Origin of the sequence: Pseudomonas sp. Irchel s3h9 (assembly GCF_900187475.1) — a bacterium.
Taxonomy (GTDB): Bacteria; Pseudomonadota; Gammaproteobacteria; order Pseudomonadales; family Pseudomonadaceae; genus Aquipseudomonas; species Aquipseudomonas neuropathica.
The window spans coordinates 305,462-318,965 of record NZ_FYDH01000004.1; the positions used below are offsets into that span (position 1 = coordinate 305,462).

Here is a 13,504-nt window from a genome sequence, read left to right on the forward strand (position 1 = left end):
CACATTCAGGCCGCCGCCACCGTCACCGGCACACCATTAAGTGCGGCGTTACCCGACAGCTCATCAAGCTGACACTCATCGGTCAGATCGTTTGCGCTAGACCCAGGCTGACTGCTGGCAATCGCCATTTGCACGCCCGGCCGCGCATGCCCCCAACCATGCGGCAGGCTTACCACACCTTTCATCATGTCCAGACTGCCGAGCACCTCGACCTCGATCTGCCCCACCCGCGAGCTGACGCGAACCAACTGACCATCGTTAAGCCCACGGCTAGCGAGGTCATCCGGGTGCATCAGCAGTTGATGGCGCGGCTTGCCCTTCACCAGACGGTGATAGTTGTGCATCCACGAGTTATTGCTGCGCACATGACGACGGCCAATCATCAACAGCTCATCGGCGGCCGGCGCCTGCAATGCGGCAAAGCGTGCGAGGTCAGCAAGGATCTCTGGCGGAGCAGCCTGCACGCGCTGATTCGGCGTTTTCAGGCGCGCAGCCAGGTTCGGCTTCAACGCGCCCAGATCAATCCCGTGGGGATGATCGAACAACGTTGCCAACGAAAGCTTTTGCTCGGACGCGTCACCGTACAGGCCCATGCGCAGGCCCATGTCGATCATCTTCGCCGGTGGCATGGTCGGTTTCAGTTCCTTGCCAGTCTTCTCGGCCAAGGCCTTGGCCAAGCCCACGAAGATCTCCCAGTCATGTAAAGCGCCCTCGGGTTTGGCGAGGATCGCGCGGTTGAAGCGGGTGACGTTGCGCACCGCGAACAGGTTGAACGTCGTGTCGTAGTGATCGTTTTCCAGCGCCGAGGTCGACGGCAGAATCAGGTCGGCATAGCGCGTGGTTTCATTGATGTACAGGTCGACGCTGACCATGAACTCCAGGCCATCCAGCGCCTGCTCCAGTTGCCGCCCGTTCGGCGTCGACAACACCGGGTTGCCAGCGACGGTGATCAGCGCACGAATCTGGCCCTCGCCTTCGGTGAGCATCTCTTCGGCCAGGGCCGAGACCGGTAGCTCGCCGCCGTACTCGGGACGCCCGGAAACGCGACTCTGCCATTTGTTGAAATGCCCGCCCGAAGTCGACGCCACCAGATCCACTGCGGGTTCAGTGCACAGTGCACCGCCGACGCGATCAAGATTACCGGTGACCAGGTTGATCAATTGCACCACCCAGTGACACAAGGTGCCGAAGGCCTGCGTCGAAACGCCCATGCGTCCGTAGCACACGGCACTCGGCGCGGCGGCGAAATCCCGGGCCAGTTGGCGGATCTGCTCGGCAGGAACAGCACACAACGGGCTCATGGCTTCAGCGGTAAACGCAGCGACAGCGGCGCGCACGTCATCCAGCCCATCGACCGGCAAATGACTTTCGCTGGTCAAGCCTTCGCTAAACAGGGTGTTTAACACGCCAAACAACAACGCCGCATCGCCCCCCGGACGCACGAACAAATGCTGATCAGCCATGGCCGCCGTCTCGCTGCGCCGTGGATCGACAACCACCACTTTGCCGCCGCGCGCCTGAATCGCTTTCAAACGCTTCTCGACATCCGGCACGGTCATGATGCTGCCGTTGGACGCCAGCGGATTACCGCCGAGAATCAGCATGAAGTCGGTGTGATCGATATCTGGAATCGGCAACAGCAAACCATGGCCGTACATCAGATAACTGCTCAGGTGATGCGGCAACTGATCGACCGAGGTCGCCGAGTAGCGATTGCGCGTCTTCAGCAGCCCCAGGAAATAATTGCTGTGGGTCATCAGCCCGTAGTTATGCACGCTCGGGTTGCCTTGATAGACCGCCACGGCGTTCTGGCCATGACGCTCCTGGATGGCCGCCAGCTTCTCGGCCACCAGCGCAAAAGCCTCGTCCCACTCTATCGGCAGCCATTCACTGCCCACACGGCGCATTGGCTGGCGCAGGCGATCAGGATCGTTCTGGATGTCTTGCAGGGCCACAGCCTTGGGGCAAATGTGTCCACGACTAAACGTGTCGAGCGCGTCACCCTTGATTGAAGTGATCGCGACGTTGCCCTCGGTTTCGGTGGTTTCGATGGTCAGCCCGCAAATGGCTTCACACAGATGGCAGGCACGGTGATGGAGAGTCTTGGTCATGGCCAGTCTCTGTCTTGTTCTGGGCAGGCAATCACGCCCGCGGGAACAAAACTATGGCCCCGGCGCCGATCCTGCGCCAGCGACGTTCGTCTTGTGAATCGGCGGTTATCAGGCGAGCCGATAAACCGCCATGATCAGTTCGACGGCAGCTGAGGCGGTGCGGCCAACTGAATCTCCTGAATGGTTTCAATCTGCTCGTGGGCGACATGTACGCCGGTGAGCTCGCCGATCAATCGCCAGTGTTCGTCGAGCCCGGCACTGATGGTCGCCATGCGATCGATCATGTGGCGGCCGGCGCTCTTCACCACTTCGTCTTCGCTGCGCAGCAGTTCGAATGACATTGAAGTGACTGAGGCGGTGAGATGGGTCAGTGAGCGAGCCGTGTGGCCCAGCAGTTCCATTAACAGTTTTTCTTTCGATTCCATGCGGAGGCTTCCTGCGTCGCTCGAAACTTATTTATAACCCAGCACTTTGCTTTAGCAAATGTTTCAGCCTGAGCATCCGACCAAGTGATGGCATGGCGCCACGGTGGTAAACCGACCCAAGCGACGCGATCCCCGCCACGCCGCATTGCCAAGCCCTGTAACGCCAGTGTACAAAGAGGCTCGCTGCTGTCCTGAACCCGGCTTCAAATGCGCGACTGCAACATTCAGTGCGCCCTCCGAATCCCGCAAAAACCGTAGCCTATTGGAAAAACGCGACATTTAGTGTCAATATCGCGCCTTCCCCTATTTCGTCGCCCCGTGCGGCTTACGCCGCAGGTCTCGCCCGTTGTTCCGTTAAACAAGGCTTTGAGCATCTGCGGTTTGTAGCAAAAGGTAGTCAATGATGAGCGCAAGGCACTTTCTCTCCCTGATGGATTGCACGCCCGAAGAGCTGGTCAGCGTGATCCGTCGAGGCGTTGAGCTCAAGGACCTGCGTAACCGCGGCGTACTGTTCGAGCCTCTGAAAAACCGCGTGCTGGGGATGATCTTCGAAAAATCCTCGACCCGTACCCGGATCTCGTTCGAGGCCGGCATGATCCAGCTCGGCGGCCAGGCAATCTTCCTGTCGCCGCGCGATACCCAACTGGGCCGTGGCGAGCCGATCGGCGACTGCGCCATCGTCATGTCGAGCATGCTCGATGCGGTGATGATCCGTACCTTTGCCCACAGCACCCTGACCGAATTCGCCGCCAACTCGCGCGTGCCAGTGATCAACGGCCTGTCCGATGACCTGCACCCGTGCCAGTTGCTGGCCGACATGCAGACGTTCCTTGAACACCGTGGCTCGATCCAGGGCAAAACGGTCGCCTGGATCGGCGACGGCAACAACATGTGCAACAGCTATATAGAAGCGGCGATCCAGTTCGACTTCCAGTTGCGCGTTGCCTGCCCGGAAGGCTACGAGCCAAATCCTGAATTCGTCGCCAGAGCTGGCGATCGCGTGACCATCGTCCGCGACCCGCAAGACGCCGTGCGCGGCGCGCATCTGGTGAGCACCGACGTCTGGACTTCGATGGGTCAGGAAGAGGAAACTGCCAAGCGCCTCAAGCTGTTCGCGCCGTTTCAGGTCAACCGCGCCCTGCTCGACCTCGCTGCCGAGGACGTGCTGTTCATGCATTGCCTGCCGGCGCACCGTGGCGAAGAAATCAGCCTCGACCTGCTTGATGACCCGCGCTCCGTCGCTTGGGATCAGGCAGAAAACCGTCTCCACGCACAGAAGGCCCTGCTCGAGTTCCTCGTTGAACCGGCATATCACCACGCATGAGCCATGAATTACTGCTGAACCTGCGCAACCTCGCTTGCGGCTATCAAGATCAACGTGTGGTGCAGAACCTCAATCTGCACCTCAACGCCGGTGATATCGGCTGCCTGCTAGGCTCGTCTGGCTGCGGCAAGACCACCACCCTGCGTGCCATTGCCGGATTCGAGCCAGTGCACGAAGGGGAAATCACCCTCGGTGGCGAAACCATTTCCAGCGCCGGCTTCACCCTCGCCCCGGAAAAACGCCGGATCGGCATGGTGTTCCAGGACTACGCACTGTTCCCGCACCTGAGCGTTGCCGACAACATCGCCTTCGGTATTCGCAAGCATCCGAACAAAGAGCGCGTCACCGAAGAGCTGCTCGAACTGGTCAACCTGAAGAATCTCGGCAAACGCTTCCCGCACGAGTTGTCCGGTGGCCAGCAGCAACGTGTTGCCCTCGCCCGCGCCCTGGCGCCGGAACCGCAATTGCTGTTGCTCGACGAGCCATTCTCCAACCTCGATGGCGAACTACGCCGCAAGCTCAGCCACGAAGTGCGCGACATCCTCAAGGCCCGAGGTACCAGCGCGATTCTGGTGACCCACGATCAGGAGGAAGCCTTTGCCGTCAGCGATCACGTTGGCGTGTTCAAGGAAGGTCGACTGGAGCAGTGGGACACGCCGTACAACCTTTATCACGAACCGGCGACACCGTATGTGGCCAGCTTCATCGGTCAGGGTTACTTCATTCGCGGCCAGCTCGACAGCCCGGAATCGGTGCAGACTGAACTGGGTGAGTTACGCGGAAATCGCGCTTATACCTGGCCGATTGGCGGTGCAGTGGACGTGTTGCTGCGCCCGGATGACATTGTGTATGCGCCGGACAGCGCCTTGAAAGCACGGATTGTGGGTAAGACGTTCCTTGGCGCTTCGACGCTGTATCGCCTGCAATTGCCGACGGGTGCGCAGCTGGAATCGATTTTCCCGAGCCATGCGGATCATCAGGTGGGCGCGGAGGTGGGGATTCGTGTTGCCGCTGAGCATCTGGTGCTGTTCCAGGCATCGGGCAGCACCGCCGCACAAATCCCGGCAGTGGAAAACGGCGTGCGCCGCTACAGCACCGCGCTTTAAAGATCAAAAGATCGCAGCCTTCGGCAGCTCCTACAGGGATCAATGTAGGAGCTGCCGAAGGCTGCGATCTTTTAGCTTTTAACCGAGGATCAGGGTGCCGCTCGCAACCAGCGTCGCATTGCCGCCAATCTTCACTCGCTCACCCTCCAGCCGACAAAACAACTCCCCACCCCGCGCCGATCGCTGATACGCGGTCAGGCTCGACTTGCCCAGACGCTTGGACCAATACGGAATCAGGCTGCAATGCGTCGAACCGGTCACCGGGTCCTCATTGATGCCGATCGCCGGTGCAAAATAGCGCGAGACGAAATCGTGTTGATTACCCCGCGCCGTGACGATAGCGCCCAGCCACGGCAATTTGGCCAGCGCGACCATGTCCGGTTTGCAATCGAGCACCGCCTGCTCCGACTCCAGCACCACAAACAGTTCGTTGGAGCCGAGCACATCCACCGCCTCGACCCCCAGCGCCCGCTCAACGTCGACAGTCACACCAATCTCAGACGGCATGATCGACGGGAAATCCAGCCACAACCGATCACCTTCCCGCGTGACGCTCAGCGGACCGGATTTACAGGTAAAGTCGATACGCTCGGCGCTTTCCTTGTAGATCTCGAACAGCACATAAGCACTGGCCAACGTGGCGTGCCCGCACAACGGCACTTCAGTGGTCGGGGTAAACCAGCGGATATGCCAGGCCTGACCTTCGCGCACCAGAAACGCAGTTTCCGCCAGATTGTGTTCGGCGGCGATCTTCTGCATCAACTCATCCGCGAGCCACGTCTCCAGCCGATAAACCATCGCCGGATTACCACTGAACGGCCGATCACTGAACGCGTCGACCTGATGAAACTCGAGCTGCATAACTTTCTCCCTGGGTCAGTCGGCGGAGGATGCAGCCACGCCGTGATCAGCGCCAGTGACAGAACCAGTCAATTTTTTACATACAGCATTAATGACTAAGGACGGCCGATGTCGGCAAATTTGGCCTGGGTGTGTTCGGCGAGCACCGCGGGCGCCAGTTCCACTTCCAGGCCACGCCGACCGGCGCTGACATAAATAGTCGCAAAACCCTGAGCCGAGTTGTCGATAAAGGTACGCAGGCGCTTCTTCTGCCCCAACGGGCTGATGCCGCCCAACAGATAACCGGTGGAGCGCTGAGCGGCTGCCGGGTCAGCCATCTCGACTTTTTTTACGCCAGCGGCATGGGCCAGACCTTTGAGGTCGAGGCTTCCGACGACCGGCACCACCGCCACCAGCAACTCGCCTTTTTCACTGGCCGCGAGCAGGGTTTTAAACACCTGTGCCGGTTCAAGTGCCAGCTTCTCTGCGGCCTCAAGGCCATAGGACGCGGCCTTCGGGTCATGTTCGTAACTGTGCACGCGATGTTCGGCACGAACTTTTTTCAACAAGTCCAACGCAGGGGTCATAGCAGCTCCAGGTTCGGCAATGGCAAAAAAAACCTCCGCCGGATTCTAGGTGATCAGCCTCCAAAAGGCTCTATCCCAAGCCACGATTCCCGCGGCTCGCAGACATTCAGCGCACGTTGTCGCACCTGGGCCACAAAGGATCATTCACCCAGCGAATAGTTTTATTGTGACCAATGGTTCACTTTCGACCTTTGACAGGTTTGTTTCTTGTCTATATTTTTTCGAATCTGAATAATGTAAGAATTGTCGTCACATCGACACCCAGCAGTAAACCGGGAACGGAATGGGGATTCCTACTCGGGGAAAATCGCGCCTTGCCCTGTTGGCAAACGCGCCAGACAACAACAAAAACGAGGTTTTCAATGACAACTGCTTTACAGCAACCAACGCTCTCAAGCCAATGCATGGCCGAGTTTCTGGGTACTGCTCTTCTGATCTTTTTCGGCACCGGCTGTGTCGCCGCGCTCAAAGTCGCGGGTGCCAGCTTCGGCCTGTGGGAAATCAGCATCATCTGGGGCGTCGGCGTGAGCATGGCGATCTACCTCACCGCCGGAGTTTCCGGCGCGCACCTGAACCCGGCCGTGAGCATCGCCCTGGCGATCTTCGCCGACTTTGAAAAGCGCAAACTGCCGTTCTATATTCTTGCCCAGATCGCCGGCGCCTTCTGCGGCGCGCTGCTGGTTTACACGCTGTACAGCAATCTTTTCTTCGATTACGAACAAACTCACCAAATGGTCCGCGGCTCGGCCGCCAGCCTTGAATTGGCCTCGGTGTTTTCGACCTTCCCCAACCCGGTGCTGTCCACCGCCCAGGCATTCCTGGTCGAGATGATCATCACCGCGATCCTGATGGGCGTGATCATGTCCCTGACCGATGACAACAACGGCCTGCCGAAAGGCCCGCTGGCACCGCTGCTGATCGGCTTGCTGATCGCGGTGATCGGCAGTTCGATGGGGCCGTTGACCGGTTTCGCCATGAACCCGGCGCGTGACTTCGGTCCGAAACTGATGACTTTCTTCGCCGGCTGGGGTGAAATTTCCTTCACTGGCGGCCGTGATATTCCGTATTTCCTGATTCCGATTTTTGCACCGATTGTCGGTGCCTGCCTCGGCGCTGCCGGGTATCGCGGGCTCATCGCCCGTCACCTGACCGGCGCCACACCTGCTACAAAGGATGCAGAACCGGCCATTGACGGCAAACCAAGAACTTCTTGAAACAGTCGGCACCGGCTCCTGCCCTATAGAGCCTGCGCCACGGCCCACTCTCCCTTATTTCGTCCAAGGCAATCGACATGACCGACATTCAGAATAAGAACTACATCATTGCCCTCGATCAGGGTACGACCAGCTCCCGCGCGATCATTTTCGACCGCGACGCGAACGTGGTCTGCACCGCGCAGCGCGAATTCGCCCAGCATTACCCGCAAGCCGGTTGGGTTGAACACGACCCGATGGAAATCTTCGCCACCCAGAGCGCGGTGATGGTTGAAGCGCTGGCCCAGGCTGGGCTGCATCACGATCAGGTGGCTGCCATCGGCATCACCAACCAGCGTGAAACCACCGTGGTCTGGGACAAGACCACCGGCCGCCCGGTGTACAACGCCATCGTCTGGCAGTGCCGCCGCAGCACCGAGATCTGCCAGCAGCTCAAGCGCGATGGCCACGAAGACTACATCCGCGACAACACCGGTCTGGTCACCGACCCGTACTTCTCCGGCACCAAACTGAAGTGGATCCTCGACAACGTCGAAGGCAGCCGCGAGCGAGCGCGCAACGGCGAGCTGCTGTTCGGCACCGTCGATAGCTGGCTGATCTGGAAATTCACCGGCGGCAAGGTGCACGTCACCGACTACACCAACGCCTCGCGCACCATGCTCTTCAATATCCATTCGCTGGAATGGGATTCGAAGATGCTGGAAATCCTCGACATCCCGCGCGAGATGCTTCCGGAAGTGAAGGCTTCTTCGGAAATCTACGGTCGTACCAAGAGCGGCATTGCCATCGGCGGTATCGCCGGTGACCAGCAAGCCGCATTGTTCGGCCAGATGTGCGTGGAGCCGGGTCAGGCGAAAAACACCTACGGCACCGGCTGCTTCCTGCTGATGAACACTGGCGACAAAGCGGTGAAATCCCAACACGGCATGCTCACCACCATCGCTTGCGGCCCGCGTGGCGAAGTCGCTTACGCACTGGAAGGCGCGGTGTTCAACGGCGGTTCGACCGTGCAGTGGCTGCGCGATGAACTGAAAATCATCAACGACGCCCACGACACCGAATACTTCGCCAATAAAGTGAAGGACAGCAACGGCGTGTACCTGGTGCCGGCCTTCACCGGTCTGGGCGCGCCGTACTGGGACCCGTATGCCCGTGGCGCGCTGTTCGGCCTGACTCGCGGCGTGCGCGTGGATCACATCATCCGCGCCGCACTGGAGTCGATCGCTTACCAGACTCGCGACGTGCTCGACGCCATGCAGCAAGACTCCGGCGAACGCCTCAAAGCCCTGCGCGTGGACGGCGGCGCGGTGGCGAACAACTTCCTCATGCAGTTCCAGGCCGACATCCTCGGCACGCAGGTCGAGCGTCCGCAAATGCGCGAAACCACGGCACTTGGCGCCGCGTATCTGGCCGGTCTGGCGTGCGGTTTCTGGGGCAGCCTGGACGAATTACGCGGTAAAGCGGTGATCGAGCGTGAGTTTGAACCGAGCCTGGACGAAACCGAGAAAGAGAAGCTGTACAAAGGCTGGAAAAAAGCCGTCAGCCGCACCCGTGACTGGGCGCGTGAAGACGCTGAATAAGCCAACCTTCAGATCTAGATAGGCATCTAACTGGTCGGGAGCGGATTCGTGCGGCATCATGGGCAAATTTTGCACGGCAGCCCAAAGGAAGCCCCATGAATCTGCCTCCCCGTCAGCAGCAAATCCTCGAGCTGGTCCGCGAACGCGGCTATGTGAGCATCGAGGAAATGGCCACGCTGTTCGTTGTTACCCCGCAAACCATCCGCCGCGACATCAATCAGCTCGCGGAAGCCAATCTGTTGCGTCGCTACCATGGCGGCGCAGCCTACGATTCCAGCGTCGAAAACACTGCCTATGCAATGCGCGCCGACCAGATGCGCGATGAAAAACAACGCATCGGTGAAGCCATCGCCGCCCAGATCCCCGATCACGCCTCGCTGTTCATCAATATCGGCACCACCACCGAATCGATTGCCCGCGCCCTGCTCAACCACAATCATCTGAAGATCATCACCAACAACCTGCATGTGGCGTCGATGCTCAGTGCCAAGGATGATTTCGATGTGCTGCTGACCGGCGGCAATGTGCGCCGTGATGGCGGCGTGGTCGGTCAGGCGAGCGTGGATTTCATTAATCAGTTCAAAGTTGATTTCGCCCTGGTCGGGATCAGCGGTATTGATGAAGACGGTAGCTTGCTGGATTTCGATTATCAGGAAGTGCGGGTGTCGCAGGCGATCATTGCCAATGCGCGGCAGGTGATTCTGGCGGCGGACTCCAGCAAATTCGGGCGTAACGCGATGATTCGCCTGGGGCCGATCAGCCTGATCGATTGCCTGGTAACGGATCAGCAACCGGTGCCGGCGCTGGCGCAGTTGTTGAGTCAGCACAAGATTCGCCTGGAAGTCGTCTAGTTACTTGTTCCCACGCTCCGCGTGGGAATGCAGCCCGGGACGCTCTGCGTCCCACCTCAAAGCCGACGCAGAGCGTCGATGGATGCATTCCTTTGCTGCGCATGGGAACGATCTGCCCGTAAATGTTCGAATATTTTCTTTTACTCGCCCTTCGATGAGTTTTTTCAATCGAACGTGACTGGCTGTGCGCGTGTTTATGGGCTACCATTTTCGCAAATGAACATTCATGTTCGATTTCCAATATAGAAAATCAAAAGAACCCGAGGCCAGCCGATGTCCACCTCTACCTTGCGTACGCCCCCTCTCTCCGAGATCTACGACATCGCTGTCATTGGCGGCGGGATCAATGGCGTGGGGATCGCAGCGGATGCCGCCGGTCGCGGGCTTTCGGTGTTCCTTTGCGAAAAAGACGATCTGGCCAGCCACACCTCGTCGGCTAGCAGCAAGCTGATCCACGGCGGCCTGCGCTATCTCGAACATTACGAATTTCGTCTGGTACGTGAAGCGCTGGCTGAGCGCGAAGTGTTGCTGGCCAAGGCGCCGCATATCGTCAAACCGATGCGCTTCGTGTTGCCGCACCGTCCACACCTGCGCCCGGCATGGATGATCCGCGCTGGCCTGTTCCTCTATGACAACCTCGGCAAGCGCGAAAAACTGCCAGGTTCGAAAAGCCTCAAGTTTGGTGCCGACAGCGCACTGAAAAGCGAAATCAAGAAAGGCTTCGAATACTCCGACTGCTGGGTCGACGACGCCCGCCTCGTGGTACTCAACGCCATGGCCGCCCGCGAAAAAGGTGCCCACGTGCACACTCAGACCCGGTGCGTCAGCGCCCGTCGCACCAAAGGCCTGTGGCACCTGCATCTGGAACGAGCCGACGGCAGCCTGTTTTCGATCACCGCCAAAGCGCTGGTGAACGCCGCCGGCCCGTGGGTTGCCAAGTTCATTCGTGACGACCTGAAGATGGAATCGCCTTACGGCATCCGTTTGATCCAGGGCAGCCACATCATCGTGCCGAAGTTGTATGAAGGCGATCACGCGCACATTCTGCAAAACGAAGATCAGCGCATCGTCTTCACCATTCCGTACCTGAACCACTTCACCCTGATCGGCACCACCGATCGTGAGTACACCGGTGATCCGGCGAAAGTGGCAATCACCGACGCCGAAACCGACTACCTGTTGAAAGTGGTCAACGCCCACTTCAAGCAGCAGATCAGCCGTGACGACATCCAGCACAGCTACTCGGGCGTACGCCCACTGTGCAACGACGAATCCGACAACCCGTCGGCCGTCACCCGTGATTACACCCTGGCCTTGTCGGGCAGCACTGAAGAGGCACCGCTGTTGTCGGTGTTCGGCGGCAAGCTGACCACCTACCGCAAGCTCGCCGAGTCGGCGATGGCGCAGTTGATGCCGTTCTTCACCCAGATGCGCCCGAGCTGGACAGCCACCGCTACCCTGCCTGGCGGCGAGGACATGACCACCCCGCAAGCCTTGTGCGCGCAGATCCGCGACAAGTTCGACTTCGTACCGACCGAGATCGCCCGCCGCTGGGCCACCACCTACGGCAGCCGGACCTGGCGCATGCTTGAAGGTGTGGAAAGCCTCGCGGACATGGGCGAACACATCGGCGGCGGGCTCTACACCCGCGAAGTCGATTACCTGTGCAGCGAAGAGTGGGCAACCACGGCCCACGACATTCTGTGGCGCCGCAGCAAGCTGGGCCTGTTCACCACTCCGGCCGAGCAGGAGAAACTGGCGGCGTACCTAGGCAAGGTCGAGCAGAACCGTAGCAAGATTGAAGCGGCGTGATGTGAACATCGCTTTAAACGAAAGCCCCTGAATTGAGAGATTCAGGGGCTTTTTGTTTTGTGGGCTCTGCAAAATTTGATTGTGTCAGTTTGATCGTTTCCCCCTCACCCCAGCCCTCTCCCCCAGGGGGGTAGAGGGGGAAGGGAGCCGATCTTCATGAGGTTCAAATTCTGAGTTCGACTCGGTATCTCAGGTCGGTGCATCTCGCCCAGTCGCCGCGTTCAGTCCCCTCTCCCTCTGGGCGGTCCGACGTTTCGGGAGGGCTAGGGTGAGGGGCTTTTGATCGTTCGGTTTTCCGAACGCGACTTCCCGGTCGATTCGGTAAACCGGATCAGTTATGCCAAAACAAACCATCACAAAACTTTAATAACGTTATAAATCATCAAGTTAAGTACATCTCCCTGGTCTGGCACGAGTCATGCTCTACACTCTCTCGACGAATGCTTGTTGTGCCAACACTTCAGGAGCCGTCAGGCATTCGAAGCACAAAAGGGCCGACGAACTGGCTCCATAAAAAAAACAATTCGAGGAAAATTTGATGCGCATCGTTCCCCATATCCTGGGCGCAGCCATTGCGGCCGCTCTGATCAGCACGCCAGTTTTCGCCGCCGAACTCACCGGCACCCTGAAGAAAATCAACGATTCGGGCACCATCACGCTCGCTCACCGCGACAGCTCCATTCCGTTTTCCTACATCGCGGATGCTTCCGGCAAACCAGTGGGCTACTCCCACGACATTCAAGTGGCCATCGTTGAAGCCCTGAAAAAAGACCTGAACAAGCCAGACCTGCAGGTCAAATACAACCTGGTAACCTCGCAAACCCGTATCCCGCTGATCCAGAACGGTACCGCGGATATCGAGTGCGGCTCCACCACCAACAACGCCGAACGCGCCCAGCAAGTCGACTTCACCGTCAACATCTTCGAAATCGGCACCCGTCTGCTGGTCAAGAAAGACAAGGATGGCAAGCCGTCCTACGCTGACTTTGCCGACCTGAAAGGCAAAAACGTCGTGACCACCGCCGGCACCACGTCCGAGCGCATCATCAAAGCGATGAACGCCGACAAGCAGATGGGCATGAACATCATCTCCGCCAAAGACCACGGCGAATCCTTCAACATGCTGGAAAGCGGCCGCGCCGTAGCCTTCATGATGGACGACGCCCTGCTGGCCGGCGAAGAAGCCAAGGCCAAGAAGCCGACTGACTGGATCATCACCGGTACGCCGCAGTCCTTCGAAGCCTACGCGTGCATGGTTCGTAAAGACGACCCGGCCTTCAAGAAAGCCGTCGATGCCGCCATTGTCGGCCTGTACAAGTCCGGCGAGATCAACAAGATCTACAGCAAGTGGTTCGAGAGCCCGATCCCGCCAAAAGGCCTGAACCTGAACTTCCCGATGAGCGACAAGGTAAAAGATCTGATCGCCAACCCGAGCGACAAGCCGGCGCCTGACGTAAAAATCTGATTCCTGACTAACCTTGTCTCCTGAGGGGGCGACCCTCCCTCAGGCGTTTGTTACTACCTGCTGGCTTCACTGTGGAACACTCGACCTGGCGGTTTCCGAGCCGATCGCGTGTGCCTGACGTTCAACGTCAGGCGGGAAAGGATCTTCCCCAAGCGGGTGCTTGTACATCGATCGATCTCGAGGGGAGAC

11 protein-coding genes are annotated in these 13,504 nt (G+C 59.0%); 7 read left to right on the forward strand and 4 right to left on the reverse strand.

Annotation, left to right across the window (positions count from 1 at the left end; all coding sequences use genetic code 11):
- Positions 1-5 precede the first annotated feature (5 nt).
- A complete protein-coding gene (locus CKW26_RS08860; protein WP_095048292.1) occupies positions 6-2,111 on the reverse strand; it encodes a molybdopterin oxidoreductase family protein in 2,106 nt (701 codons plus the stop codon).
- Between the two features lie 134 nt (positions 2,112-2,245).
- Entirely contained in the window at positions 2,246-2,536 is a 291-nt protein-coding gene (locus CKW26_RS08865) for a hypothetical protein (protein WP_016986650.1), read from the reverse strand.
- Between the two features lie 403 nt (positions 2,537-2,939).
- Between CKW26_RS08865 and argF the strand changes: the two genes are divergently transcribed.
- Both argF and CKW26_RS08875 read left to right on the forward strand, forming a co-directional pair.
- A complete protein-coding gene (gene argF, locus CKW26_RS08870; RefSeq protein ID WP_093430582.1) occupies positions 2,940-3,860 on the forward strand; it encodes an ornithine carbamoyltransferase in 921 nt (306 codons plus the stop codon).
- Positions 3,857-4,966, forward strand: a complete 1,110-nt coding sequence (locus CKW26_RS08875) for an ABC transporter ATP-binding protein (protein ID WP_007916688.1) — start codon at positions 3,857-3,859, stop codon at positions 4,964-4,966. Before argF ends, CKW26_RS08875 begins: the two co-directional genes overlap by 4 nt.
- A gap of 78 nt (positions 4,967-5,044) precedes the next feature.
- On the opposite strand, the gene CKW26_RS08880 is transcribed toward CKW26_RS08875, so the two are convergent.
- On the reverse strand, positions 5,045-5,827 hold the full coding sequence (locus tag CKW26_RS08880) for a PhzF family phenazine biosynthesis protein (protein WP_095048293.1): 783 nt from the start codon (positions 5,825-5,827) through the stop codon (positions 5,045-5,047).
- Positions 5,828-5,922: 95 nt separating this feature from the next.
- A complete protein-coding gene (gene ybaK, locus CKW26_RS08885; RefSeq protein WP_090285884.1) occupies positions 5,923-6,393 on the reverse strand; it encodes a Cys-tRNA(Pro) deacylase in 471 nt (156 codons plus the stop codon).
- Between the two features lie 362 nt (positions 6,394-6,755).
- Between ybaK and CKW26_RS08890 the strand changes: the two genes are divergently transcribed.
- The 5 genes from CKW26_RS08890 (at position 6,756) to CKW26_RS08910 (ending at position 13,315) form a co-directional block, all read left to right on the forward strand.
- Entirely contained in the window at positions 6,756-7,607 is an 852-nt protein-coding gene (locus CKW26_RS08890; RefSeq protein WP_016986645.1) for an MIP/aquaporin family protein, read from the forward strand.
- Positions 7,608-7,684: 77 nt separating this feature from the next.
- A complete protein-coding gene (gene glpK, locus CKW26_RS08895; protein WP_093430586.1) occupies positions 7,685-9,187 on the forward strand; it encodes a glycerol kinase GlpK in 1,503 nt (500 codons plus the stop codon).
- 95 nt (positions 9,188-9,282) lie between these two features.
- Positions 9,283-10,038 (forward strand): DeoR/GlpR family transcriptional regulator, encoded by a 756-nt coding sequence (locus CKW26_RS08900; protein ID WP_007916700.1) that lies wholly within the window; start codon positions 9,283-9,285, stop codon positions 10,036-10,038.
- Positions 10,039-10,311: 273 nt separating this feature from the next.
- Positions 10,312-11,850 carry a glycerol-3-phosphate dehydrogenase gene (glpD, locus tag CKW26_RS08905; RefSeq protein ID WP_095048294.1) on the forward strand — a complete coding sequence of 513 codons (1,539 nt, stop codon included), beginning with the start codon at positions 10,312-10,314 and terminating at the stop codon, positions 11,848-11,850.
- A gap of 538 nt (positions 11,851-12,388) precedes the next feature.
- Positions 12,389-13,315 carry a glutamate/aspartate ABC transporter substrate-binding protein gene (locus CKW26_RS08910; protein ID WP_095048295.1) on the forward strand — a complete coding sequence of 309 codons (927 nt, stop codon included), beginning with the start codon at positions 12,389-12,391 and terminating at the stop codon, positions 13,313-13,315.
- The last annotated feature ends 189 nt before the right edge of the window (positions 13,316-13,504 follow it).